Source organism: Halobiforma nitratireducens JCM 10879 (genome assembly GCF_000337895.1).
Lineage (GTDB): Archaea > Halobacteriota > Halobacteria > Halobacteriales > Natrialbaceae > Natronobacterium > Natronobacterium nitratireducens.
This window is the reverse complement of sequence record NZ_AOMA01000091.1, coordinates 12,812-37,067: the sequence shown is the minus strand read 5'-3', so window position 1 is coordinate 37,067 and position 24,256 is coordinate 12,812. Positions and strand designations below refer to the sequence as shown.

Sequence of the window (24,256 nt, the reverse complement as noted above, 5' to 3'; positions counted from 1 at the left end):
CGCGTCGATCGTAGTGAGGAACCGACTCGAGAGCTATCCGGGACAGTGTGCTGGCGTAGACGTGTCGCAGGCTGCTGGCATATTGACATCCTCCCCGCCCTGAAGCGCGGGGCTTTCTCCTTGCACTTCCGTAACAACTGCAACGATCTGCACACTGGTCGCCGATCCATCTGGCGAGCAGGTGCGCACTGACTTGCAGTGGCTGCTATAGTGAGTACGCCGGAAAAAACGGACGGTGCGGGCGAAACCGCGTCGCGCAGTTACGGCCCGGGGGAGCCGATCGGCTCCGGCACGCCGCCGAAGAAGATGATTCCGATGATCATGGTGAGGAAGAACATCGGGACCCACATCCCGAGGGTGATCCCCACGAGGTAGGCGACGCCCATCAGGCCCGTCTGCGTATCTCGTGGCTTGCCGATGAACCACGCGGCGATCATGACGTAGACCGGCACCAGCACGACCCCGAAGATGAGGTACGTCCCGATGTTCGGGAAGCCGGTTACGCCTTCGGTTCCGCCGACACCGGCGTACAGTGGCAGCATCGTGAGTGCCGTGAGCAGCGAACTCATGCTTTCACCTCCGAATCGGTTGCGCTTTCAGCGGGTTCTTCGTGCTCGTGTTCGCCGTGGCCGTGGTCGCCACGCAGGTGTTCGATCGCGTGGAGTTCGACCACGGGAACGAGCTTGGAGATGACGAGGAAGAACAGCGTCACCATCCCGATCGTGCCGAGTACCGAGGAGAGTTCGATCAGGCTCGGGAAGTACTCGCCGGGCGTGGCCGAGTAGATATCGAACGCGGGATACCAGAGGCCAGCGACGACGAAGTACGTCTTCTCGACGAGCGTCGCGATCAGCACCAGCACGGCCGCGCCGATCGCACGCTTCTTGTTGAACAGCGACGGGCGCAGCGTCGTCGCGAAGATATACGCGAGGACGCCAACCACCATCAGCATCGGCACGATGTAGGCCGGATGCGAGAGCTTCGAGGCCGTCGCGGCCTGGTGGTCGATCGTCGCGGAGAAGCTCCCGGCCGTGAGCTGCTGGAGCTGCAGCCAGAGGAACAGCAGGCAGAAGAAGCCAAGCCACAGCAGCAGGCCACGGAAGATGTCGTCAGTGATGATGTGATCCCAGTCGTAGGCACGTCGGAAGGCATACGAGACCAGGATCACGCCGCTGATCGCCGAAGTCAGTGCGATAGTGAGGAACTGTGGCCCCTGGATCGCGCCGAACCAGCCGGGGTAGGTCGGCAGCAGGGCGAACAGCCACGGAATGACGCCGCCGTGGAGCAACAGCGGTGCCATGATGATGATCGCGAGTGCGACCCACCAGACCATGCGTTCGATGACCTTGTCTTCCTTCTCGGAGTAGCCGATCGTCATAATCTTGTAGATCGGCTCGAAGAGGTCCGGTAGCTGATCGCGCATGCGCGTGACATCGTACCGGAGCGTCAGGCCGAGGTAGGTCGCGGTCAGGACGAAGTAGGCCGTAATGACCGTCACGTCCCACACCAGCGGCGAGTTGTTCACCGTGATGTGGTAGTGGCCGATGACGCTGGTGACCATCCGATCCGGACGGCCCATGTGGACGATAATGTAGAAGCCGGCCGCCGAGAGACCCGCGAGGGTCAGCATCTCGGCGAGGCGCGCGACCGGCATGTAGCGATCCATGCCGAGCAGCCGGACCGCAGCCGAGAGGATGATCCCGCCGTGGGCGATCCCGACCCACCAGATGAACGCGCCGATGTACAGTCCCCAGGTGACGCCGCCGCCGGTACCCCAGTCGGAGAGCCCGGTAACGCTCATCCCGACCCAGAGCTGGTAGAACCAGCCGATCAGGAAGATACCGAAGGCAAGCGACGCGACGCCGAACAGGGCGAGATACGGTTTCGAAATCTTGTCGATCCCGATCGGACGCAGGATGTCCTGCTCGTTCGGCGTTTTCGTACTCATGAGAACAACCCTCCGCCGACGGTGTCCTCGTCGAGCACGTCTTTCCGGTTGTCGACGATCTGAATCTCTCCGTCGGTCACCGTATCGTAGCTGAGCTGTTCGTACCGGGCACCGGTCCCCGTCGGCTCAGTCTGCTCCGCGTTCGGGCCGGGCTGTTGACCCATGTAGATGACGTTCGGGTTCGTGTCGTACTCCTCGAGCAGACGGAAGTTCGAGTCGGGGCTGCCAGTGAAGGCCTCGAGTTCCATCTGTGCGTCCCGCTCGTCGGGGCCGTCGAACTCTTCGTCCTCGTCGGTTTCGTCGGCGAGGCCGAGTCCGACCAGCACCTCTTCGCTGTCGTGGTCGAGCCCGTGGTCGGCGAGCGCATCGAGCGCTTCGCGGAAGTTGCGCTCGTGGTAGTCCAGGTCGTGGCTGTGGAGCTCTTCGTCGCCGTCGTACAACCCGTCGGAGACGATATCGACGGCCTTGATCAGCGTCAGCTCGTCCTCTTCGAGGTCCGTCGCCTCGAGGACGGACTCGAGGTCGTCGTCGACGCCGTCGAGGTCCTCCTCGAGTTCGTCGGCACTCGGTGGGTTGACCCGCCAGAGGGTGCGGCCGCGGGCTGGGTTGTCCTCGTATTTCTGGGGATCGCTTTCGGGGTCGTTCATGTCCCCGAACTGGATGGCACCTGTCGGACAGGCTTCCTCACAGGCCGTCGTTCCGACCTGACCTTCGCCCATCTGGCCGTCCTGTCGGGTCGGACACATCGTACACTTACTCATGACCCCACGTGGGGCGCGGCTGTCGACCCAGCGCCCGCGGTCGTCGGTCATGTGATCGCCCATCCCCTCTTCCTCGTAGTGTTCCTTGATAGCGTCGGCAGGAACGTCGGGCTCGTCCCACTGGAAGTAGTTGACGCCGTAGGGGCAGGCGACCTGGCAGTATCGGCAACCGATACAGACGTCGTAGTCGGTCAGGACGAGGCCGTCCTTGTCCCGCGTGTGACGGGCCGTCGTCGGACAGACCTTCTCACAGGGAGCGTCGGTACAGTGCTGACACGGACGAACGAGACGGTTCGCGGCCGCCCCGGCCGGCCGGGCCAGTTCGGACCCCTCGCCGGTCGCGCTCGGATCGTCGTACTGGAGGACGTACATCCAGTTGACGCCGGAGTCGAGCTGGTTCTCAGATGCACAACCGCTAACGCAGGTAAGACAGCCGTCACACCGGTCGAGGTCGATGGCCATCCCCCACTGGACGCCGTCGTCTTCGTCCTCGTCGGCCTGGGCAGCGGTGTCGCCGGCGCTTGGCTGAGGGGGCTCCTCCGGACCGTCGTCGACGGTACCCCACGCGCCGAGTCCGACGGCGGCCGCGCCGGCCCCCATCTTCTTCATGGCGTCGCGGCGGCTCTCTTCCCCGTCGCCCTCGAACTTCGAGAGCATCCGGGAGACGGTGCCCTCTTCGGAAGCCTCGGCCTGCATCTTCTGATAGGCTTCCTTGGTCGGGCGCTCGTCCTCGCCGAACTCCTCCATCACGTCGTCGTGATACTTCTCGTGGAATTCGGCTTCGGAAAGCTCGCCCTTGCTGACGCGGAACGCGTCCTGGGCCATCTGCATACCGAGTTCGGTATCGTACTCGGTATCGTCGAGCATCGTCTCGAGTTCGTCTTCCCACTCGCTTCCGAGTGGATGGAATGATTCATCGTCCGTACTCATCTGGCTAGAACACCTCTGTACACGGCGTTTTCGTAGAGCAGTAACTTGCCGGTACCCACTTTAATATGTTCATTCTGGTCCCCTAGCCCGCACTCACAACCAGACTTCGTTCAAGTATACACTCGATTTCCAAATACTGAGAACGGGCCCGAACTTGTTCGGGTATTCATGACCAGTAGTAACTATATCTGGTTCTCGAAAGGGAAATGTGATACTATAACACATTACGACGAGGCGAGCGAAAGAAAGCAGATCGGACGAACGAACTGCTCAGGCGACTCTCGATCCGCCGCGGAACCAGGCTGCCGACGGCCAGTTGGCGGCCGCTCTGGCCGCCTCGCCGCTCGAGTCTATGGTTTGACTGGTGGCGTCGACCACGGTCTGCCGGACGGTCTCCGGCGGCGAAACCGTCCGTATCGCCATCACCGGCGGCCACACTGGATCGCTGTCGGGCAGGAAGGTCAGTCCGCAGCGAGCTGTTGCTCGAGTGGCTCTTCCTCCTCGAGGCCCGGCAGGTCCTCGACGAAGCGTTTGATGATCGCCTCTTCGGCACGGTGGAGCGTCTCGCTACACGTCGATTTCGCGATGTCGAGGTGGCCCGCCAACTCCGTCAGCGAGCACTCCCGGGGCGTGTCGTAGTACCCCTGTTCGACGGCGGCGGCGACGACCTCGAGCTGGCGCTCCGAGAGTAGCTGGCTCTCGTGGAGCCGCTCGCGGACGTTCTCGATGCGGTACTGGAGCCCGAAGTGCTCGAGTTGTTCGGCCAGTTCCGCGAGGCGGTCCCGCGAGCCGGTCACTTCGATGGTCGCTTCGCCATCCCTGATCTCGACCGGCAGTTCGATCGGCATTCCCGACTCCTGAGAGGAGAAAAGCAGTAGCGGTGCCGTCGTCTCGAAGTGGATCGTCGCCTCGTTTTCGCTCCACTGGGCGAGCGTCAGTTCGGTAATCTGTGGATGGTCGTTCATCGCGTCGACCACGTCCGGCACGTCCGATCCAGTCACCCGAACCAGCGCGAATCCGCTGTCCGCTCCGGGCACTGCGGCGAGCACGCGAAACGTCGCTGCCGGATAGTCGGTCGACACCTGTTCGATCCAGACCTGCTCGGGCAATGTGACGGTGAGAGTCGCTTGAGCCATACGAATACGTTCCCATCGTGGGTATATACCCGTGGCTCCGAATATGTTCGACGCAATTCCTACGTACTGAGAACGCCCTGGATACGAACAGGTTCGGCTGAATATCCAACCCGACGCGGATCGAAGGCAGAAGCGATGACAGCAGACTCAGTCGACCGGACGATCGACGTACGCGAGATCGACGGAGAGCCGTTCGACGACATCATGTCCGCTCTCGGCTCGCTCGAGGACGACGAACGACTCGAGTTGATCGCTCCCTTCGAACCGAAACCCCTCTACGAGGTGCTAGACGACCGCGGGTACGATCACGAGGCCCGCCAGCAGGAGGGCGATCTCTGGCAGGTACTCATCGAGCACGCGTAGTCTCGGCCGGCGAACGTGTTCGGCCGAACACGGAGGGCGGTCCGTCCCTCATCACGAACTACATGACGCGACTCGACGTCAGAGACATTCCGCCCGTGAACCGCCATCCGACTATTCACGACGAGTTTCAGGACCTCGAGCCTGGTGAGACACTGACGATCGTGAACGATCACGAGCCGAAGCCGCTGTTCTACGAGTTCCAGGCCGAGGTCGAGAGCTTCGACGCCGACGGGTACGAGGTCGAACGGGTCGCCGCCGACGAGTTCGTCGCGAAGTTCCCGAAGCGCGACGCCTGACCGGCCGCCGCGAGACTTTCGGGGAGTGACCTGCCGGGCCGACTTTTCTTCGCCCTCGTTTGTCCCCCGGCTCGATTCTCTCGGGTTTCGGTCACCGTCGATACCTCATCACGGACACTCCACTGTTTGGCGAACACGTACGGCGCGAGAGCTACCCTGACTGAACGCGTACACGTCGGTATGCAGTCGTCCGCCTCCGTCGTCGACCGAACCGACGCGCCCGACGAGCGACCGCGCGAGGTCATCGACGTGCGCTCTCTGGGCCCACCGGAGCCGCTCAAGAACACCCTCGAGATGCTCGTCGAACTCGAGGACGAAACGGTGCTCGTCCAGCGCAACGACCGGGTGCCGCAGTTCCTCTTCCCGAAGCTCGACGATCGCGGCTACGATCACGAGACCGTCGAACTCGAGGACGAGGTCGTCACCGTCATCTGGGTTCCTGCTGCCGATGCCGACGCCGGGGCCTGACCTGGCCGTTACCGCCGATTGGCGACTTCACGGGTCTCCTGTGCCGCTTCCGACGGGGACTCCGTGAGCCTCACGCTCCGTCGACGTGTTCACACAGTAGCTCGATCAGTCGCTTCGGGTTCTCGTGTGGTAACCAGTGAGTTGCTGTCGGAAACAGCTCGAGCCGACCGTCCGGACAGAACCCGTAACTGTCGATCGCTAGCTCCGGGACGAGCGCGACATCGTCTCGCCCCCAGGCGACGAGCGTCGGCGCGTCCACCCGCTCTCGAGGCGGTGATTCGGGATAGCGTGCGCTCGCGCGGTACCAGCCGAGCATCGCCGTCAGCGCGCCCTCGCGTCCCCATGCCCGCCGGTAGCGCTTGAGGTCGGTCTCGGTAAACGATCCCGGAGCGGCCGTGTCCGTAAGCGCGCGCTCGAGAAGCCGGTAGTCGTCGTATCGACAGATTCGCTCGGGAAGCCACGGGAGCTGGAACGCGTAGGCGTACCAGCTCCGGCGCAACTGTTCGGGGTTCGAGAGCAACTGGCGGCGGAACGCGACCGGGTGGGGCGCGTTGACGACGGCGAGCCGGTCGACGACGTTGGGGTATCGAAGCGCCAGATCCCACGCGACGATGCCGCCCCAGTCGTGTCCGACCACGTGAGCCACGTCCCGGCCTTCCGTCGCGATCAGTTCGGCGACGTCCGCCGCGAGTTCCGACCGCCGATACGATCCAACGCCGCTGGGTTTCTCGCTTCGGTTGTACCCCCGCTGGTCGGGGACGAGAACCCGATAGCCGTTCTCGACGAGCGGTTGGATGGCCTCGTGCCAGCCGTACCAGAACTCGGGGAACCCGTGTAACAACACGACGAGCGGATCGGTCTCGTCGCCGGCGACTCGTGCGTGCAACTCGAGGCCACGGACTGAACGGAACGTCGACGAGCCGATGTCCGTTGCGACCGAGTCCGCCGCGACCGAGGGCTGTCCGGACGCCATACGCCGAATACCAGAGCCTGTGGTTTGAATCCCCCTGCAGTGAGATACCGCGCTCGCACCCGGCGATTCGTCTCTCCTCCGGTTTGCGGCCCCATATCTAACCGTCACAGTGTGCCGACCGTCCGTCCCAGACGAGCTCACGCCCAGACGTCGAGACAGTCCGCCGAACAGAAGTGCAGATCGATGGGGTCTCTCCTCTCGTCCTCAGGGTAGGTCGTCAGGGTGTACGCTACCGTCTCCGAGTGACAGTTAGCACATTCCATACCGCTGAGGAGTCCGTTTTCCGTATTCAGTATACCGTGACTACTAGCATCGCGGATCGGTTAGCAGCAAGATAATTCGAGTAAACATGGAGTTGTCAGCGTCGTCGTTCGACCGGATGCAAGCGTTTTCTGCCCTCGTCGGGTCCTCAACGCGGCGACCACTGCGTTCAGACCGGCGCGCCTTCCTCGGCCTCGAGGAGTTCGTGGTACCGGTTCCGGATAGTCACTTCCGAGATACTCGCGACTTCGCTGACGTCGTTCTGGGTGACCTTCTCGTTCGTGAGCAACGCGGCGGCGTAGACGGCGGCGGCCGCCAGGCCGACGGGCGACTTACCGCTGTGGATGCCCTCGTCTTTGGCCGTCTTGAGGAGTTGGCGCGCCCGACGCTCGGTTTCGTCCGGCAACTCGAGGTCACTCGCGAACCGCGGGACGTAGCTCTCGGGATCGGCCGGCTGGACCTCGAGGCCGAGCTCCCGGATCACGTACCGGTAAGTACGGGCGATTTCGTCTTTTTCGACGCGGCTGACCGCCGAAATCTCGTCGAGGCTGCGGGGCGTCCCGGCCTGGCGGGCGGCGGCGTACAGCGACGCGGTCGCAACGCCTTCGATCGAGCGACCCGGGAGGAGGTCCTCGTCGAGCGCACGGCGGTAGATCACGCTGGCGGTTTCGCGGACGTTCTCGGGGAGCCCCAGAGCAGAGGCCATCCGATCGATCTCGCCCAGCGCCTGTTTGAGGTTGCGCTCTTTCGAGTCGCGGGTACGGAACCGCTCGTTCCAGGTGCGAAGCCGCTGCATCTTCTGACGCTGGCGGCTCGAGAGCGAGCGGCCGTACGCNGAGGTTGCGCTCTTTCGAGTCGCGGGTACGGAACCGCTCGTTCCAGGTGCGAAGCCGCTGCATCTTCTGACGCTGGCGGCTCGAGAGCGAGCGGCCGTACGCGTCTTTGTCCTGCCAGCCGATGTTCGTCGACAGCCCCTGATCGTGCATCATGTTCGTTGTCGGGGCTCCGACGCGGCTCTTCTCGTCTTTCTCGGCGGCGTCGAACGCGCGCCACTCGGGGCCGCGGTCGATCTCGCCTTCGTCGACGACGAGACCACAGTCGTCACAGACGGTCTCGGCGTGCTCGGCGTCGGAAACGAGACGACCACCGCACTCGGGACACTGCTCTCGCTCGCTTTCGCGTTGTTCTTCCTCGGTCTCGGCCGTCTCGCTCGACCCGGCGCGCTCTCTCTGGCGTCGCTGGTCGCTGCGAGTTCGGATGCTGGAGTCAGTCATTGTCTCGGTCGAAACGGTGCTGAAAACGCTCTGTAGTGCTGCCTAGTAAGGCAGTTCGGTTACTTAAAAACTTCGATGCTGTGTCGGGTAACCATCCGCGGTTGCGGCTTCGCAACTGGTGACCGGACGGCGCGGGTCGGTCGTATCGAAACCCTTACTCCCCGGAAGCCGGTTCGAACACGTATACATGAGCGACGACGCCGTCAATCCCGAGGAGGTCCGCCACGTCGCGGAACTCGCTCGCGTCGGCCTCGCGGACGACGAGGTCGACCAGTTCACTCGGCAGTTCGCGGACATCCTCGAGTACTTCGAGACGCTGGACGAGGTACCGGAGGTCGATCGGGAGGCCGACCTCGTCAACGTGATGCGACCCGACGAGACGCGGGACTCGCTGGACAGCGAAGACGCGCTCCGGAACGCCCCAGAGACCGAGGACGGCTACTTCAAGGGACCGAACGTCTCCTGATTCGATCATGTCGGACGCAAACATCTTCATTACCGAGGAATCGCTCGCGGGCGACGAGGACGGTCCGCTGGCTGGCAGGACCGTCGCCGTCAAGGACAATATCTCCACCGAGGGCGTCCGGACGACGTGTGGCTCGGAGATGCTCGCGGAGTACGTCCCGCCGTACGACGCGACGGTCGTCTCCCGACTGAAAGACGCCGGCGCGACCATCGTCGGGAAGGCCAACATGGACGAGTTCGGGATGGGGACGACGAACGAAACGTCGGCGTTCGGACCGACGGACAACCCCACCGCACCGGGCCACGTTCCGGGTGGGTCCTCCGGAGGCTCCGCCGCGGCCGTCGCGGCTGGCGAGGCCGATCTCGCGCTTGGCTCGGACACGGGCGGCTCGATCCGCTGTCCGGCCGCGTTCTGTGGCGTCGTCGGCCTCAAGCCTACGTACGGGCTGGTCTCGCGATACGGCCTCGTCGCCTACGGCAACAGCTTAGAGCAGATCGGCCCCTTTGCGAACACCGTCGAGGACGCAGCCGAACTGCTGGACGTGATCGCAGGCCCCGACGACCGCGACGCGACCACCCGTGACCCGCAACTCGAGGGCGACAGCTACGCCGACGCGGCCACCGGTGATGTCAACGGCCTGCGGATCGGCGTACCCACCGAACTGCTCGACGGTGCCGACGAGGGCGTCGTCGAGGCCTTCTGGGACGCCATTGCCGACCTCGAGGAGCAAGGTGCGGAGTACCACGAGGTCTCGCTGCCGTCGGTCGAACACGCCGTCGAAGCCTACTACGTGATCGCCATGTCCGAGGCGTCCTCGAACCTCGCGCGGTTCGACGGCGTCCGCTACGGTAACTCCGGCGGCTACGACGGCAACTGGAACGAGGCGTTCGCGAGGGCCCGCGAGGAAGGGTTCGGCGACGAGGTCAAACGGCGCATCCTGCTTGGCACGTACGCCCTCTCGGCGGGCTATCACGACAAGTACTACAAGAAAGCCCAGGACGCTCGAGCGTGGGTCAAGCAGGACTTCGACGAGGCGCTTTCGGAAGCCGATGTCCTCGCGTCGCCGACGATGCCCGTACCGCCGTTCGAACTCGGCGAGAGTCTCGAGGACCCGCTCCAGATGTACCTCGCGGACGCGAACACCGTTCCAGTCAACCTCGCGGACCTGCCCGCGATTTCGGTGCCTGCCGGTGAAACCGACGGTCTTCCCGTCGGCCTGCAGCTAATCGGTCCCGCGTTCGGTGAGGAAGAGATTATTCGGGCGGCCAGCGCGCTCGAGTAACCCGTTTTCGATCGCACGGGTTGCCATCGAACCGAACAGCGTTCCAGGACCAACTTATTATACGAAATCAAGGAGGGGAGTCGTAGAGAGGTTCGTACAGAACGCCCTGTATTCAGCACGCAATTTCTGACAGCCCCGAGTAGATTTTGCCCTCTCGTGGTACATCGGTCCCCGATACTTCCTGACGGAGAGTCGTTGCGAATGGGGTGTGCGAACTGTTCTATGACACCCTATTCTTCTATCCATTTGATTGGCGCTACATCCCCACTCTCTATTTAGCAGTCAAATCTTGTCACTGCCTGAGGATTTCAATAGGGCCTCCGCACTCAAATTGGAGTTTTCTCCCCGTCTCCACTAGTGGAATATCCCATAAGAAACACCGATAGAAACGGACCCTACCCAGAGCCACGACTCCAGTTCGTACTCTGTTCTACGAGACGTATCGTACTCAGACTAACCACGAAAACAAAACAGACGAACAGGACGAGAACGTGTGGTTTTGGCGGCCTCGAGCGCATCGCATTAATAAACAATTGCATGTAAAGGGAGTTAGGTTGTTGACGCCGCGAGGCTGTCGGAACGTCCGTATCGAGGTATTCGGTGGGTTTGCTGGAGACGAGTCTACTCGAGTACTCCGTCGCTACCGCCCAAATCATCGAAAAGTAACTCGCTACTCTTCGTAGGCGAGGTTCATAATCCACTGCGAGAAGGCGTCGCTCTGTGGATCGATCTCCTCCTCGCCGATAAACGGCGAGAGCATATCCCCGGCCATCAGGAGTCGGAAATCCAGGTCGCGGGCCGTCGGGCTGATGTAGTAGGTGTTGTGTCCGTCGTACACCGTCTCCTCGCGGTCGACCAGTTCCTTCTCGACCAGCGATTCGACGATTCGGCTCCCCTTGCGCGAGGAGACGTCCAGTTCCTTCCAGAAGTCGCTCTGGTGGATCCCGCCGGTCTCGCGAACGAGCTCGAGCCCGGCACGCTCGTCCTCGGTGAGCTCTTCTTCGGCTGCTGAGACGCTCACGGTGACCACCCCTCCACGCTCGACGCGACAGGCAGGAGTTCGTCCATGTCCATATGAGGTTCGGGGAGCCGCTTAAATGTGCCCTTCCTCCGCACGGCCGTCCGACCGCGACTCGTACTGTCGGACAGCACCACGATCGGCTTCACGTCGTTTCGTCCCACAGTCTCAGTGCTGTCCCCGGTCGCGCTCGCGGCCGCTGTCCGTCTCGACCGGGAGCGCCACCGACTCGTACTCGGTCCGACACGGTGGGCCAGCGGCAAACGAGTAGCTGGCAGCCACGGGACCGCCTTCCTCGTTTCCGCCGTCCGCGAGGGCGATCAGCGACGACGAGCGCGTGCCGAACCCGTTCCGGTGGACACAGACGCCGTACTCGTGATCCGCGAGGACGGTCCCGGCGCGCTCGAGCCAGCCGTCGACCGTCTCCGTCGGCTCGCCCGTCCCGTCGGTCTCGACCGTCAACGCGTGTCGGACCGCTCGAGCGTTGTCGGCCTGCGCTCGAGCGGCCTCGGTGCGTTCGGGTGGAATCCTCGCGTCGTCGTCGACGGCGACGTTGACGACGACGTGGACGCCGGGATCGAAGGATAGACGCTCCAGATCGCCGCCCCATCGAACGCAGTACGCGTCGTCCGCGTCGGCGATCACCAGGTTGAACGCGTCGTACTCGTCGGCGGCAGTCGCTTGCTCGACGACGCTGACAGCCTCGCGTGCGGAGTCGGCTGTGAGGATGTCCGCGACCAGCAGGCCCCGCGACCGCTCGCCGGCCAGATCGGCCCCGACCCAGCCGTTCGTGATCCCGGCGAAGACGCCCCGTTCGTTGTAGCCGATCCAGGTACCGCCGGCCTCGGCGTCTCGAGGAGCGACGATCAGCGGGTCCGTGCTGTAGACCGATGGCGGACGTGAGTCGCGTTCGAGGGATTCGTCGCGGTTGGCCGCGACCGCGACCGGCGCGTCGTCGAAAACCTGCCACGCGAGCGTGAGCGTACACACGACTCGTAGTAGGGATAGCAGACTCTTAACTTGACTGTGGGCGACGGTCGAATCGAAAGGACTTGACATCTTCCCCGCCTTTCAAGGCGGGGCTTTCTCCTTGCACTTCCGTAATCGGAGGAACGCAACTCGCAAACTCCCAGCCACAGCAGTCCCAGTCTCCACGGATCGGTACACTTCGCTCGTTTCAACCGAGGAAATTATTTATAATTGAATAGTAGTGGAACGAAACGAGCACGAGTTCACCCCAACCAGCCAGAAGCCTCGAAGGTCGTGCGGTGAGCGCGTTCGATGAGCCGATGCCGATGTCGTCTTCCGCAACCTTCCGTCGGCCGAAGTTATCGATGGGCATCACTCACGTTGACGCCGTCCTCGAGCAGCAGGTTCCGAACCGCCTCGCGGTCGACCGTTCCCGACGCGGTCCGTGGCAGTTCGTCGACGACCGCGAGCGTTTTCGGCCGTTTGAACCCAGCGAGTCGCTCTTCACAGCTCTCGAGTACCGACGCGTACTCGATGCCGTCGCCCGCCGGCACCACCACGGCGGCGACCCGTTCCCCCCATTCGTCGTCGGGGAGACCGACGACGGCGGCCTCCGCGACCGACGAGTGTGTCCGCAACGCGTCGACGACCTCCCCGGGGTCGACGTTCTCGCCGCCGGTGACGATGCGATCGCTCCGGCGGTTGAGAATCCAGAGTCGGCCACCCGTGTCCCGGTAGCCGACATCACCCGTGTAGAGTCCGCGATCGCCAAACGCCTCTTCGGTCACTTCGGGCTCGAGGTAGCCCGGCGTCACCGTCGGCCCCGCGACGACGAGTTCGCCCGGTTCCCCGGGCGCGACGGGTTCGCCGTCGTCGTCGACGACCGTCACCTCGGAGCCGACCAGGGGCCGGCCGACGGTTCCCTCGTGGGATCGGACCGCCTCGGGGGTTGCCGTCGCGACCTGCGAAGCCGTCTCCGTCATGCCGTAGGTCGGGTAGACAGGAATCTCGTTCTCGAGACAACGCTCGAGTAACTCCTGGGTGGCGGGCGCGCCGCCGAGCAGGACGAACCGCAGCGTCTCGGGCGGTCGCCAGCCGCCTTCGCGCTCGAGGAGACGCTTGCACATCGTGGGGACGAGCGAGACGCCAGTGATGTCGTACGTCGCGAGGACGCGAGCGGTCGCGTCGGGTTCGAACTCGCGTTGGACGACGACGGTCGTCCCGTACAGCGTCGAGCGGACGACGGGTGCGAGCCCGCCCATGTGATACATCGGGAGACAGCACAGCCAGCGGTCCTCGCGGTCGATGCCGAGCCGGAACGCCGAGGCCGTCGCGCTGGCGACGAGGTTCGAGACGGTCAGTCGGACCGCCTTCGGGTCGCCGGAAGTCCCGGACGTAAACATGAGTAGCTGGGTCGCTTCCGGATCGATCTCGGGAGGGGCGGATCGCTCGAGGGAGTCAACGGAGCCGGGCCCGCTCGCCTCGGTCGCGCCAGCCAGCGATCGAACGCGGTCGCTTTTGACCTCATCGATCCCATCGACCCCGCCGACCCCGCCGACCCCATCGACCCCGCCGACCTCGTCGATCGACGCGACCACCATCTCGGCTCGGTCGGCAAGGTCGAGCGCCGTCGCCGCCGTGTCTCGCTCACAGACGATTGCTTCGAGACCCGTCCGTTCGACCTTTTCGGCGAGTTCCGTGACGGTTTCGCGGACGTTCAGCGGAACGACCGTGGTTCCGGTCCGCATCGCGGCGAAGAAGACGACGGTGAAGGCAGGCCGGGTGTCCACGAGCAGTCCGAGTCGCTCGAGTTGCGTCCCATCACCCACGTCGTCGCCCAGCTCTGTGAGCGCTCGCGCGGCGCGGTCGACGCGACGATCGAAGTCTTCGTAGGTCCACTCCTCACCGGTCGCGACGTCGATCAGTGCGAGGTCGTCGGGCGTCGCCGCTGCGCGGACGGCGAGGAGGTCCCGGGAAGGCCGTTCGGTCGACCCGATTCCCGGGATCACGCGGGCCACACCCCCTCGACGCCGATACCTTTCGCCTGCGGGACGAGAGCAGCCCCCTTCTCGAAGACGACGGGATCACGACCGAGGTCCTCGGACAGCAGATCCGCGGTCGCGAGCCCACAGGCCGGGACATCGGGAATCGCCGCTGCGAGGTGAACCGCGCCGGTGCGGGCCACGACGCCGTCGATCGTCGTCGTCACGAGCGGGGTCAGTCCGAACTCGCTTACCCACGCTGCGACCTCCCGGGCGACATCGACGCCGCCGAGTGCCATCGGCTTCAGGACCACGACGTCCGCCGCGCCCGTCTCGCAGATGCGATCGACGCCGTGCTCCAGCAGCCCTTCGTCGAGTGCGACGGCGACGTCTCCGGACACGTCCCGCAGTGCGGCGTGACCCTCGAGTGCCCCGGCGGGTAGGGGTTGTTCGAGGATCGAGACCTCGAGATCGTCGAAGGCCTCGAGTGCTCGTTCGGCTTCCTCGTAGGTCCAGGCCTCGTTGGCGTCGACGCGGAGCTCTACACCGTCGCCGACTGCCTCCCGTGCACTGCGGACGCGTTCGACATCGCCCTCGATGTCGCGCAGTCCGACCTTTAGCTTGCAGCAGTCGAAGCCCCGTTCGACGGCCTCGCGGGTCAGCCGTGCGGTTTCTGCCGGGTCCGCGTCGCCGATCGTCGCGTTCGCACGCACGCGGCCGATCATCGATTCCTGACCGAGGTGACGGTACAACGGCGTCGCCGCCCGCGAGGCCTGGAGATCCGAGAGCGCGAGCGAGACGGCGTGGCGGGCCGCGACCTGCTCTTCGACTTCGGCCAGCGCTGCCGCGGGGCCGTCGTTCCGGATGGCCGTCCGGGCGCGTTCGAGGGCGGCCTCGCAATCGTCGTGGGATTCGGTCCAGCCGGCGAGAGGTGTCGCCTCACCGTAGCCGACGGCGGCGTCGGCAGGGACGCCGGATTCGCTGTCACCTCCCCCGCCGTCGGTGGCGGCCCGGTCGTAGACTCGCACCAGGAAGCCGTCGCGGGACTCGATCGGTCCGCCGGCAGTCTCGAGGGTTGCAGCGAGCGACAGCGAGAACGACCTGATCTCGAGCGCGAGGTCGTCGCCGAGTCCCGGGTCGGCGTCTTCGCTGGAGGTCATAGTATCAGCCCCGCTGCGAACAGGATCGAGTAGATCGCCAGCAGTTTCCCCGTCCCCTCGAGGGCCGGGTTCAGCGCCTCCCCATCGGTCCGGGTACAGACGGTCCGGGCGACGACGGCGGCGTAGGGCAGCGTCACCAGCGGTAACAAGACGGCAGGACCGAACCCGTCCGCACTCGAGAGCGGCCAGAACCACAGCGGCACGAGATACGCGAGTGCGAGCAGGGCGACGTACTCGAGGCGGCTCCATCGGTAGCCAAAACGCACAGCCAGCGTTCGCTTGCCGGCTTCCGCGTCCGTTTCCTTGTCCCGGACGTTGTTCACGACGATGATAGCCGTCGAGATGCCAGCGACGGGAAGACTGGCGACGAACGCCTCTACGGTGACGGTTCCCGCCGGAACGGACGTCATCAGCGGCCCAACAGGGGCGACCGAAGCGGCCTGCACGTAGAACGTCCCCATCACGGCGACGATGCCGAAGAAGACGAAGACGAAGAGATCGCCGAGGCCGTGGTAGCCCAGCGGGTACGGGCCACCCGTGTACGCCCAGCCACAGAGCACGCTGACCAGTCCGATCACCAGAATCGGGACGCCGCCGACGTAGACCAGATAGGTTCCCGACAGGATCGCCAGGGCGAACGTGACTATCGTCGCGAGCTTGACCCGTTCGGGTGGGATGAGCCCCGACTGTGTGACCCGGGTGAACCCCTCTCGATCGTCGGTGTCCGCACCCTTGATCGCGTCGTAGTAGTCGTTGGCGAAGTTGGTCCCGATCTGGATCAGTGCCGCGCCGATAAAGGCCATCAGGGCCGGCAACGGCGCGAAAACCCCCTCGTGGACTGCGAGTCCGGTGCCCACGATGACGGGTGCTGCGGCCGCGGGCAAGGTCTGGGGGCGTGCCGCCATCAGCCACGCCTTCGGTCGTGACGTTTCGACCTCGGTCATGCGTTACCGGAGTGTCCCACTCGAGAGAGTGTCAACGTTGGCATTGCGGCCGGTGGACGAACGCCGAGACGTGGGGACGATGATCGGTGGTCGACGGTCGACAGTTGACAGTTGACAGTCGATAGTCGACGGTCGAACTCCGACCCCGACCCCGACCCCCAACCCGACGGCCAATCACTCGCGATTATCTCCGACTCCCGTTTGCCGTGCCAGCCCCGCCGCGAAGAGAAGCGCCGCGAGGACGACCCCGAGCGGCCCGAATCCGGGCACCGCATCGGTGACGCTGCTCGACTCTCCGTCGGTCCCACTCTCGAGGCCGTCGACCGCCTCGACGCTTATCGTCCCATCGCGTTCGATCGTTCCCTGCGGGTAGTCGCTGACCAGGATCGCCGAAGCGTCGGCGACCTCGATCGTCTCGTTTGCCGTCGGCGCGTCGGGCGCAACCTCGAGCGTGACCGTCGCCGCGCGTTCGGTCGTAGTCGCGCCGTCACCGGACGGCTCACGCTCCTGGTCGATGGTCACCGAGCCGTTCCCGTCGTCGACGGTCGCGGAGCCGACGACCTCCGCGTCGGGGTCGCCGTGAGCGAGCATCTCGTCGTGTGTGACGTTCGCGACGGCGAACACTTCGGGATCGTAGGAGAGCGTCGCCGACAGTTCGTCGATCCCGTCGCCGACGTAATCGCCGTGGGTACTGACGACGAGGTCGATCTCGACCGTCTCGCCTGCCTCCGCCTCGAGTTCGTCCGGCTCGAGAGCGAAGATGGCGATGTTGTCCCCTGCAGCGACGGGCGCGGCTAGCGTGCCGGTCGCGATCGCGAGACAGCAGAGCGCGACGAGTACGGCAGCCGCTCCGCGGTTCGATTCGGGTCGCATGGTTACTCGTCCTCACTGTCGTCTACGGGCAGTTCGAGTTCGATCGGCGGCATCTCGAGAAACGCCGTCTCGTACCCCTGGTGACGAGCGATCTGGGGCGGCCGATCGAAGGTAACTGTCACGACGTCGCCGGGTTGGATGGCCGTTTCGGGGACCGACGTACCGTAGTGGTGATCGAACGCCCCGTCGATCGTCTGCTCGAGATCGAAATGCTCCGGGTCGGAGTCGTCGTCGCGTTCGATTGTGATCGAGAGCGACGCGTCCGGGAGCGGGACCCGGTTGTACGGCGTCCGCGGCGAAACGAGGAAGTACCGCTCGTCGCCGTCCGCCAGTCGGTGGCCGGGCTCGAACACCGTCGCGAGCACGGCGGCGTCGCCGCTCCGGGGCAGGTCTTCGTGCGTTTCGGTTTCGGGCGTGTCAGCGTCGGGAGCGACGAGAAGCGTTCCAGGGTAGTCGTCGATGGTGGGGAGCGCGGAGTAAGGGACGTAGTCGTGATCCTGACCGTGTCCGTCGCTGTGTTCGGCGGAATCGTGGTCCCCATCGTGGTCGTCGTGTTCACCGTGACCGTCGTCACCGTGATCGTCGTGCTCCCCATCCCCGTGTCCGCCGTGATCCATCGGCTCGAGCGCGTCACGCGCGCCCCACTCCGCCTCGTCCAGATAGTCGACTCCACCGCCGACCTCGTGGCGGAACGCGTCGTCGTAGACGAACTCGAACCGCGCGGTCGTGCGTTCACCGAACCGGCCCTCGAGATCACCGGTCGTCCGCGTCGAGAGCGGGGGGAGGTCGACCTCGACAGTGTAGCGTCCGTCCTCGGGGAGCGGGACGTTGTCGCCGAAGTGAAAGCCCATCTCCTGGGAGATCATCGTCCAGGGTGACCGGGGTGAGCCGACCTGCTCGCCGTCCCGATAGACCCTCAGCTCTGCACCGTCGTCGACCGGGAGCACGACGCCCGTCTCCGGGTCCCAGAGCGTGAACATCATATGGACGCCCCGGCCGTCGTCGGGGTCTTCGCGGGAGACGTCTTCCTCGCCCGCCCCACCGGCCACGATCCAGAACGGGTGTGGGTACGAGAGCATCGGCGCGAGGGCGTAGTCGCCGGTCTCGATCGGATCGAGCATCCGCATCGCCTCGCGGTGAGTCGGCAGATAGACCGCGTCCGGCGGGTCTTCGACCTCGAGGAACTCCGGGCCGACCTCGATGTCCTCGAGTGTGTCTTCGTCGAGGGAGTCGTCGTCGGATTCGTCGTCTGCTGGTGATTCGTCTCCGTCGCCATCTCCGTCTCCATCGCCAGTACAGCCCGCGAGCGCGAGCGCTCCGGCGGTGACGCCGGTGACGAACGTTCGTCGGGCGAGTCTAGGTCTATCGGATCGGTTCGGTGCGGGTGTCTCTCGCATAGGTCGTTTTTCGTGATCTGGATCGTGGGTCGTCGGTCGTCGGTCGTCGGTCGGCACTCGAGCGGGACGTCTCGGGTCTCGATCCACGTTCAACCCCGTTCGTCCTCGCCGTCCGGAGTCGGCGATGGCAACGCACGCAGCGACCGCGGCGGGAGCAGGTAGTTCCCGCGACGGTCGACGAAGACGTAGTGGAGGATGCCGTTGTTCGCCCGTGGAACGTCCAGGTCCTCGCCGTTCATCGCCTCTCGAACGCGGACGAAATCACCGATTTCGTGTTGCAGGGAGAGGAAATGCAGTCCCGGCCGGTCGCCGTCGACGGTGTTGAAATCCCGTCGCAACAGTGGCGGCTCCCCGTCGTCCCGCGCCCGGGCTGTCTTCTGTGCGTGGCCGACGACCCCGTGTTCGCGGGCGTCGGCTTCGGTCGCCGCGATACGCTCGTCGGTCAGTCCGCTCGAGTCCGCGAGCGCCTCACCGTAGTCACCGACGAGTTCGTCTTCGGCGTGTTCCCGGCTGAACATCTTCGAAACGCGCTGAAAGTGGTTGTCCTGTTCGAACCAGACCTCGAGCTGGAGTTCCATCGAGGAGATTTGCTGGGTCGTGCCGCCCGCGAACGGGCCCGTCCCAATCGTCACGCGGTCTTCGGTGGCCTGGCTCCGGCGGAATCCCGATCGAAACCCCATAAAAAACGGGGCTTCTTCCGGGATCGAATCGGGAACGCCCGGCACGTCTGCGTGCTCGGCTGGCAGTCCGTCGCCGACGAACCCCGTCCGGCGACGATCCGCGAGCGACTCGAAGACGTCGGTCAGGTCCGCCTCGAGGTCGATCCCGTTGCTCCTCTCCCGGTCGCCGAACAGCGCCTGTTCGGCCTCGAGAACGGCGTCCGGTGCGTCGCTCGCGAGGTGCAAGACGGCGTCGTACTCGTCGAACTCGGGATCGCCGCCGCGGATCAGCGGTTCCGGGTCCGGCAGGTCGACCGACGACGGAAGCGGCTCGTCGAACCGTGCGAAGTACGCCGGCGTATAGCCCAGCGTGAACAACAACCCCTCGTTGCTCCACTCGTAGGCGCGCTCGAGCGTCCGAAGCGCTTCCTCGACCGCCGCTCTGGACTCCTCGGCCGCGGGATCGACGCCGTCCACGAGCGAGAGCGCCACCAGTACGTGGTGTTGCGGTGGAGTCACGTTCCCGTCTTCGTCGGTCGAGAGGACGCTGTTCCAGGCGTGTTGGCGCTCCGGCAGCGACTCGGGGTCGTCGGTCCCCGAGGGCACGGTCCGCTCCTCGTCGTTCCGAACCGTCTCGAGACAGGCAGCGAGGGCGCTCGCACCGCCGACGGCGACGAGCGTCCGAACGTAGTCCCGGCGGGAGAGCGCGGACCGATCAGGGAGCGTCACTGCTCGAGAGTGGGTGAGAGAGACTCAAATGGTTTTCTCTCGTCGAAAATTCTACTGGCGTCTATGACGGACCCGGCCACGACGATCGTCGTGGCCCTCCGGCCGGTTTCCATCGCGAGCCTCGAGCGACGAGAGCGGGGAATAGACGAGTGGTCCGCCAGCTCCTCGACCCGGTCGGCGATGGGTCCGACTACCGCTTCGGGGGACCAGTGTCGCGTCTGTATCTCCCTCGTCCGTGAAGCTCCCGTCCTCGCCGAACGCCGCTCTCGATCCCGAGCATTCGCCGGTCGCCGGAACGGGTGTCTCAACGCAGCGAGGGAACGCCCTCACTCGGCGAGTGGCAACCGGACGACGAACTCCGCGCCCGTCGGCTCGCCATCCTGCACCCACACCTCACCGCCGTAGCTTTCGACGAGTTCCTGAACGAGATACAGTCCGACGCCGGTGCCATCGCTCTCTAGACCTTTCTCGCCTTTCCCGAAGATTTCTCCTTTCTGCCCGTCGGGGATACCCGGTCCGTTGTCGGTGACCGAGACGTCGACGGTTTCGTCGTCGACCGTTACGTCGACGGTTACCCTGGGAACGTCCCTGTCGGTATGTTGGATCGCGTTCTTCAAGAGATTCCGAAAGACTGCCCCGAGCATGTCGTTCCCGGCGACGTCCACGGAGGGAACTGGAGTCTCGACCGTTACGGTTGCATCCGGGTGTGTCGTCCGAATCTCCGTTAGCTGTTTGTCGATGGTCACGTCGAGGGGGACCGCCTGTGCCTCGATCTCCTGTTGGAGCATCACCTCCGCGAGGTCGCGAGCGGTCGTCGTCAAACCGATCGCGTTCTCGGTACTCTCCTCGATGATCTCGAGATACGGCTGCCCCTCAGTATCGACGTGATCGTCGAGCATCTCCGAGTACGCCTGGACGAGCTGGAGATCGTTGCGGATGTCGTGTCGGACGACTCGGTTGAGCATCTCGAGGTTCGATCGTGACTGCTCGAGTTGGTCGACAGCCCGTTCCAGCTCCCGCTCGTGACGTTGCAGTTCCGTACTGACCTCGTTGAACTGGTGTTCGATCTCGGACCACTCCGTCGTCCCGGTTAGCTCGAGTTCGGTTTCGTAGTCGTGGTCGGCGAGCCGATCGAAGCCGTCCTGGAGTGCAGCGATCTGTCGGAGCAACGATCGATGGGCCCACACGCCGACGGCACCGAGCGTCAGCAAGACGAGCCCCACAGCTCCGCCCTGAAAGAGCATCGCCGTTCGTGCTGGTTCGGTCACCGCGGCCTCGGGACGTGCGACCTCGACGGTCCAGCCGGCCGATTCGACCGTCGCTCGTTCGACGACCAGCGCCGTCCGATCCCACTCCCCGTCCTCGTAGAGGACCGTGTCGCCGTCGACGATACGGACGGCGACGTCCGACTGATCGTTGCCTTCGATCCCGTCGAAAACCGTCCCGTCCTCGAGGTGCAGTGCGCCGTTGACCGTCGCGACGACGTCTCCATCGCGTTCGACCGGGACGGCGACCGTTACGATGTGGTTTCCGGTTTCGGCCTCGACCGGGTCGCTTACGTGTCGCTGTCCCGCCAACCCCGCCTGGACGTACTCTCTGTCGGCAAAGGAACTGCCGACAAGCTCCGTCCGTTCCGTTTCGGAGAGCCCCTCGGATTCGAGGGCGAGCATCGTAGCGTTTTCGTCGATGACGGAGATTCCCTGGTACTCCGTGACGTCGACGAATCGCTGGAGTGACTCCGATCGCTCGTCGTCTGCCCCCATCACAGCCGGATCGCGTGCCTGTAGTGCTACCGTCCTCGTCCGTTCGTCCAGAGACGCATCCAACTGGACTGCCGTCGAATCGGCTGTCGCCGCTAGCGATTCTCGTTCTTGAGTGGTGGCGGCATCGGCGTACAGTTGAAACCCCGAAACGACCGCGACCCCGAAAACGATCGCGACGATCACCAGTACGGCGACGAATATCCGACGAAGTCTCATCGAATAGCACCGTTTGGAACGGGTAGTCCAAGAGAATGTCGGTGCTGGTGCTCCAGTCGAGACCGACAACCCACACGACCACTGCACGTGTCGGTATAGTACTGACTGCAACGATTTGCACACTGATCGCCGATCCGTCCGGCGCTTCGGTGCGCACTGACTTGCAGTGGCTACTGTAGTACCGACGCAGTGGCGGCGGTGTTCGGACGACCACCGACCATGTTCATTGGCACCAGTAGCCATGTCGTAGTGTATCGATTCGAAACCGGTCCCGTCTGCCGCCTCGAGAAGGCCTTTTATGTGGTGTTGATTAGGCGGATGCGATTCCCGTGGTCCGTTCCGTCCCGAACCCGTTCCGGCTCGCCATCCTCTGGATCGGGCTCGCCCTCGCGAAACTCGGCCTGATCGAAGCCGAGCGGGCCCGACGGACCACGGAACTCGCCTGGCCCCGAATCGTCACCGGGCTCGCACGGATGTCGAAAAACGCCGTCGACGTCGCGATGGTCGGCGTCGGCGTCGGCTCGGCAGCGATCGCCGGTGTCGGCTTCGCCTCGCCGTTCTGGGGGCTGGCCTTCGCCTTCGGCGGCGGCGTTGCTGGCGGCACGATCGCACTCGTCTCCCAGCGTTACGGCGCGGAGGCGTTCGACCAGCTCGGCCAGGCGGTGCGCTCGAGTGTCCTGCTGGTGCTGGTCGTTACCCTGCCGATCACGGCGACGTTCTGGTTCGTGCCGACGGAACTGATCTCGCTTTTGAGCTCCCATCCGGAGTCGATCGAGCTGGGGGCGACGTATCTGCAGATCGTCGGTCTCGGGGTCCCCTTTGCGGGGCTCAACCTCATCGGCAGCCGGGTGTTCGTCGGGATGGACGACGCCTGGACGCCGATGGTGGTCCGGGCGGGCGGTGCGGTCGCCAACATCGTCCTCAACGCCGTGCTGATCTTCGGCCTCGGCATGGACGTCGCCGGGGCGGCGCTGGGGACGGTGCTCGCAAACGTCGTCGTCAGCGCGACCTTCGCCGCCGGTCTCGTGGCCGGGCGACTCCCCGGTGTGGGGGAGTTCCCGGTCCGTGTCGATCCGTTCGGGAGCTACGTCCACGAGCCGACGATCCGGGACCTGGCGACGATCGGCATCCCAGTGCTCGGCTCGAAGCTCGTCTGGACGGTCGCGGAGTTTCCGCTACTTGCCATCGTCGACGTCTTCGGCCAGGATACCGTCTCCGCCTACGTCATCGCGCGTCGGATATGGGGACTGTTGAACACACCCGGCTGGGGCTTCGGACTGGCTGCCTCGAGTCTCGTCGGCCAGGAGCTGGGTACCGGCGACGAGATTCGAGCCGAGCAGTACGGGACGGAGATCGTCCGCTTCGCTACGGCCGTCTATGCCGTCGGAGCCGTGATCGTCTTCGCCTTTGCGGAGCCGATCGTTCTCCTGTTTACCGACGATCCGGCCGAACTCGCCGTCGGAACCGCGGTGGCACTCGTCCAGGTCGCCTGTCTCGCGGTCGTTCTGAAAGGAGTCTCGACCGGGACGGCGGGCGCACTCAAGGCGAGTGGAGACACTCGCTGGCCCTTCTACGGCCAGTTCCTGGGCATGTTCGGCCTCGCGATTCCGCTCACGTACCTCGGTGCCGTCGGCCTCGAGATTCCGTCGTGGACGGTTCCCGTTCTCGAGGTCGCGACGCCGGCGGTTTCGCTGCCTGCGATCGGCTTACTGGGGCTGTACCTCGCGTTTCTCGCGGAGACGGCGGCCCCGGCAGCGATCAACTACTACCGGTTCCACACCGGCCGCTGGAAGGCGATCAGTCGAGGATATCGACCGGAGTCGGCGACGAGCGACGACTGACCTGCGGTCGTCACTCCTCGGGACCGTCGTCCGACACCGAGACGGCCGTGACCGATCCCGACACGTCGGGGACCGCGTCGCTTCGTCGTTCGGGTACGATCACCGCGTCGATCTCGTGGGCTGCTGTGGCCGACCGAAGTGCCGCGTCGAGGCTTCCCTCGAACAGTTCCGTCTCGAGCACATCGACACCCACCAGGCGCACGCGGGCGACGTTCAACGCTTCGCGAGCGTCGCGTTCGGGTCGGCCAGCCGACCCGTCGTTCGGAACGGCAGCGACGATCGTGATGGCTGTTGGCTCCTCGTTGCCGGTGCTCTCGTCGCTTTCGTCGCTCTCGTCGCCGTCGTCACTGTCGGCCGCGCTATCCCCGACGGCCGAACTCGAGTCCGTTTCCGTGGCCGCTTTTGAACCCACTTGCGCCTCGAGATAGTCACAGATCGCCGCGGTCGCGTGGACCGAGTCAGTACCTGCGAGGTAGTGCATACGGGCTCGAGCGGTCGCCACGGAAAGAAGGTGGGGGTTCGATCGATTCTTGCAGTCCCGGCGGCC

Annotated in this window: 22 protein-coding genes and 2 pseudogenes; 6 read left to right on the top strand and 18 right to left on the bottom strand. The window is 64.7% G+C overall.

Features of this window, described 5'->3' with window-relative positions:
* Nucleotides 1-260: 260 nt before the first annotated feature.
* The 4 genes from C446_RS09145 to C446_RS09130 all read right to left on the bottom strand — a co-directional run bounded on the left by C446_RS09145 (nt 261) and on the right by C446_RS09130 (nt 4,775).
* Nucleotides 261-569, bottom strand: a complete 309-nt coding sequence (locus tag C446_RS09145) for a hypothetical protein (protein WP_006672803.1) — start codon at nt 567-569, stop codon at nt 261-263.
* Nucleotides 566-1,948 carry an NrfD/PsrC family molybdoenzyme membrane anchor subunit gene (nrfD, locus tag C446_RS09140; RefSeq protein WP_006672802.1) on the bottom strand — a complete coding sequence of 461 codons (1,383 nt, stop codon included), beginning with the start codon at nt 1,946-1,948 and terminating at the stop codon, nt 566-568. The genes C446_RS09145 and nrfD overlap by 4 nt, the downstream gene beginning before the upstream one ends.
* Nucleotides 1,945-3,639: a 4Fe-4S ferredoxin N-terminal domain-containing protein gene (locus C446_RS09135; RefSeq protein WP_006672801.1), complete on the bottom strand. Its 1,695-nt coding sequence runs from the start codon at nt 3,637-3,639 to the stop codon at nt 1,945-1,947. The genes nrfD and C446_RS09135 overlap by 4 nt, the downstream gene beginning before the upstream one ends.
* Before the next feature lie 461 nt (nt 3,640-4,100).
* Entirely contained in the window at nt 4,101-4,775 is a 675-nt protein-coding gene (locus tag C446_RS09130; protein ID WP_006672800.1) for a helix-turn-helix domain-containing protein, read from the bottom strand.
* A 135-nt stretch (nt 4,776-4,910) separates the two neighbouring features.
* On the opposite strand from C446_RS09130, the gene C446_RS09125 reads away from it, so the two are divergent.
* The 3 genes from C446_RS09125 to C446_RS09115 all read left to right on the top strand — a co-directional run bounded on the left by C446_RS09125 (nt 4,911) and on the right by C446_RS09115 (nt 5,902).
* On the top strand, nt 4,911-5,138 hold the full coding sequence (locus tag C446_RS09125) for a DUF2249 domain-containing protein (RefSeq protein WP_006672799.1): 228 nt from the start codon (nt 4,911-4,913) through the stop codon (nt 5,136-5,138).
* Nucleotides 5,139-5,200: 62 nt separating this feature from the next.
* Nucleotides 5,201-5,434 carry a DUF2249 domain-containing protein gene (locus C446_RS09120; protein WP_006672798.1) on the top strand — a complete coding sequence of 78 codons (234 nt, stop codon included), beginning with the start codon at nt 5,201-5,203 and terminating at the stop codon, nt 5,432-5,434.
* 180 nt (nt 5,435-5,614) lie between these two features.
* A complete protein-coding gene (locus C446_RS09115; protein ID WP_006672797.1) occupies nt 5,615-5,902 on the top strand; it encodes a DUF2249 domain-containing protein in 288 nt (95 codons plus the stop codon).
* Between the two features lie 70 nt (nt 5,903-5,972).
* On the opposite strand, the gene C446_RS09110 is transcribed toward C446_RS09115, so the two are convergent.
* The 4 genes and pseudogenes from C446_RS09110 to C446_RS19535 form a co-directional block, all read right to left on the bottom strand.
* Nucleotides 5,973-6,875 (bottom strand): alpha/beta fold hydrolase, encoded by a 903-nt coding sequence (locus C446_RS09110; RefSeq protein WP_006672796.1) that lies wholly within the window; start codon nt 6,873-6,875, stop codon nt 5,973-5,975.
* Between the two features lie 137 nt (nt 6,876-7,012).
* Nucleotides 7,013-7,138 carry a hypothetical protein gene (locus C446_RS20260; protein ID WP_006672795.1) on the bottom strand — a complete coding sequence of 42 codons (126 nt, stop codon included), beginning with the start codon at nt 7,136-7,138 and terminating at the stop codon, nt 7,013-7,015.
* A 167-nt stretch (nt 7,139-7,305) separates the two neighbouring features.
* Nucleotides 7,306-7,971 (bottom strand): annotated as a pseudogene (locus C446_RS19540) (transcription initiation factor IIB); the annotation flags it as partial.
* A gap of 13 nt (nt 7,972-7,984) precedes the next feature.
* Nucleotides 7,985-8,410: pseudogene (locus C446_RS19535) on the bottom strand (transcription initiation factor IIB); the annotation flags it as partial.
* 187 nt (nt 8,411-8,597) lie between these two features.
* Between C446_RS19535 and gatC the strand changes: the two are divergent.
* Nucleotides 8,598-8,876, top strand: a complete 279-nt coding sequence (gatC, locus tag C446_RS09095) for an Asp-tRNA(Asn)/Glu-tRNA(Gln) amidotransferase subunit GatC (RefSeq protein ID WP_006672794.1) — start codon at nt 8,598-8,600, stop codon at nt 8,874-8,876.
* Between the two features lie 7 nt (nt 8,877-8,883).
* Nucleotides 8,884-10,158, top strand: coding sequence for an Asp-tRNA(Asn)/Glu-tRNA(Gln) amidotransferase subunit GatA (gene gatA / locus C446_RS09090; protein ID WP_006672793.1), 1,275 nt, complete (start codon nt 8,884-8,886; stop codon nt 10,156-10,158).
* 670 nt (nt 10,159-10,828) lie between these two features.
* On the opposite strand, the gene C446_RS09085 is transcribed toward gatA, so the two are convergent.
* From C446_RS09085 to C446_RS17980, 9 genes are all read right to left on the bottom strand, one after another.
* Nucleotides 10,829-11,179, bottom strand: a complete 351-nt coding sequence (locus C446_RS09085) for a helix-turn-helix transcriptional regulator (protein WP_006672792.1) — start codon at nt 11,177-11,179, stop codon at nt 10,829-10,831.
* A gap of 165 nt (nt 11,180-11,344) precedes the next feature.
* Nucleotides 11,345-12,166 (bottom strand): NRDE family protein, encoded by an 822-nt coding sequence (locus C446_RS09080; protein WP_006672791.1) that lies wholly within the window; start codon nt 12,164-12,166, stop codon nt 11,345-11,347.
* Nucleotides 12,167-12,504: 338 nt separating this feature from the next.
* Complete coding sequence (menE, locus tag C446_RS09075) at nt 12,505-14,154, bottom strand: o-succinylbenzoate--CoA ligase (protein ID WP_394295208.1); 1,650 nt, start codon at nt 14,152-14,154, stop codon at nt 12,505-12,507.
* Nucleotides 14,151-15,287 carry a mandelate racemase/muconate lactonizing enzyme family protein gene (locus tag C446_RS09070; protein WP_006672789.1) on the bottom strand — a complete coding sequence of 379 codons (1,137 nt, stop codon included), beginning with the start codon at nt 15,285-15,287 and terminating at the stop codon, nt 14,151-14,153. Before C446_RS09070 ends, menE begins: the two co-directional genes overlap by 4 nt.
* Nucleotides 15,284-16,231 carry a 1,4-dihydroxy-2-naphthoate polyprenyltransferase gene (locus tag C446_RS09065; RefSeq protein ID WP_006672788.1) on the bottom strand — a complete coding sequence of 316 codons (948 nt, stop codon included), beginning with the start codon at nt 16,229-16,231 and terminating at the stop codon, nt 15,284-15,286. Before C446_RS09065 ends, C446_RS09070 begins: the two co-directional genes overlap by 4 nt.
* Nucleotides 16,232-16,405: 174 nt before the next feature.
* A complete protein-coding gene (locus C446_RS09060; RefSeq protein WP_006672787.1) occupies nt 16,406-17,104 on the bottom strand; it encodes a cohesin domain-containing protein in 699 nt (232 codons plus the stop codon).
* 2 nt (nt 17,105-17,106) lie between these two features.
* Nucleotides 17,107-18,501, bottom strand: a complete 1,395-nt coding sequence (locus C446_RS09055) for a DUF7350 domain-containing protein (RefSeq protein ID WP_049920126.1) — start codon at nt 18,499-18,501, stop codon at nt 17,107-17,109.
* An 89-nt stretch (nt 18,502-18,590) separates the two neighbouring features.
* Entirely contained in the window at nt 18,591-19,889 is a 1,299-nt protein-coding gene (locus C446_RS09050) for a DUF7405 family protein (RefSeq protein ID WP_006672785.1), read from the bottom strand.
* Between the two features lie 326 nt (nt 19,890-20,215).
* The gene (locus C446_RS17980; RefSeq protein WP_006672784.1) at nt 20,216-21,868 is read right to left on the bottom strand and encodes a sensor histidine kinase; all 1,653 of its coding nucleotides are present in this window, start codon (nt 21,866-21,868) and stop codon (nt 20,216-20,218) included.
* Nucleotides 21,869-22,197: 329 nt separating this feature from the next.
* On the opposite strand from C446_RS17980, the gene C446_RS09040 reads away from it, so the two are divergent.
* Nucleotides 22,198-23,709: an MATE family efflux transporter gene (locus tag C446_RS09040; RefSeq protein ID WP_006672783.1), complete on the top strand. Its 1,512-nt coding sequence runs from the start codon at nt 22,198-22,200 to the stop codon at nt 23,707-23,709.
* Nucleotides 23,710-23,719: 10 nt separating this feature from the next.
* Here C446_RS09040 and C446_RS19530 read toward each other — a convergent pair whose 3' ends face one another.
* Nucleotides 23,720-24,190 (bottom strand): hypothetical protein, encoded by a 471-nt coding sequence (locus C446_RS19530; RefSeq protein WP_006672782.1) that lies wholly within the window; start codon nt 24,188-24,190, stop codon nt 23,720-23,722.
* Nucleotides 24,191-24,256 lie beyond the last annotated feature (66 nt).

Coding starts and splice junctions, on each gene's coding strand:
- C446_RS09070 (WP_006672789.1), bottom strand. CDS start 15,287: ATGACCTCCAGCGAAGACGCCGACCCGGGACTCGGCGACGACCTCGCG.
- gatA (WP_006672793.1), top strand. CDS start 8,884: ATGTCGGACGCAAACATCTTCATTACCGAGGAATCGCTCGCGGGCGAC.
- C446_RS09055 (WP_049920126.1), bottom strand. CDS start 18,501: ATGCGAGAGACACCCGCACCGAACCGATCCGATAGACCTAGACTCGCC.
- C446_RS09145 (WP_006672803.1), bottom strand. CDS start 569: ATGAGTTCGCTGCTCACGGCACTCACGATGCTGCCACTGTACGCCGGT.
- C446_RS09125 (WP_006672799.1), top strand. CDS start 4,911: ATGACAGCAGACTCAGTCGACCGGACGATCGACGTACGCGAGATCGAC.
- gatC (WP_006672794.1), top strand. CDS start 8,598: ATGAGCGACGACGCCGTCAATCCCGAGGAGGTCCGCCACGTCGCGGAA.
- C446_RS09065 (WP_006672788.1), bottom strand. CDS start 16,231: ATGACCGAGGTCGAAACGTCACGACCGAAGGCGTGGCTGATGGCGGCA.
- C446_RS09135 (WP_006672801.1), bottom strand. CDS start 3,639: ATGAGTACGGACGATGAATCATTCCATCCACTCGGAAGCGAGTGGGAA.
- C446_RS09110 (WP_006672796.1), bottom strand. CDS start 6,875: ATGGCGTCCGGACAGCCCTCGGTCGCGGCGGACTCGGTCGCAACGGAC.
- C446_RS09130 (WP_006672800.1), bottom strand. CDS start 4,775: ATGGCTCAAGCGACTCTCACCGTCACATTGCCCGAGCAGGTCTGGATC.
- C446_RS19530 (WP_006672782.1), bottom strand. CDS start 24,190: ATGCACTACCTCGCAGGTACTGACTCGGTCCACGCGACCGCGGCGATC.
- C446_RS20260 (WP_006672795.1), bottom strand. CDS start 7,138: ATGGAATGTGCTAACTGTCACTCGGAGACGGTAGCGTACACCCTGACG.
- C446_RS09060 (WP_006672787.1), bottom strand. CDS start 17,104: ATGCGACCCGAATCGAACCGCGGAGCGGCTGCCGTACTCGTCGCGCTC.
- C446_RS17980 (WP_006672784.1), bottom strand. CDS start 21,868: ATGAGACTTCGTCGGATATTCGTCGCCGTACTGGTGATCGTCGCGATC.
- nrfD (WP_006672802.1), bottom strand. CDS start 1,948: ATGAGTACGAAAACGCCGAACGAGCAGGACATCCTGCGTCCGATCGGG.
- C446_RS09120 (WP_006672798.1), top strand. CDS start 5,201: ATGACGCGACTCGACGTCAGAGACATTCCGCCCGTGAACCGCCATCCG.
- C446_RS09115 (WP_006672797.1), top strand. CDS start 5,615: ATGCAGTCGTCCGCCTCCGTCGTCGACCGAACCGACGCGCCCGACGAG.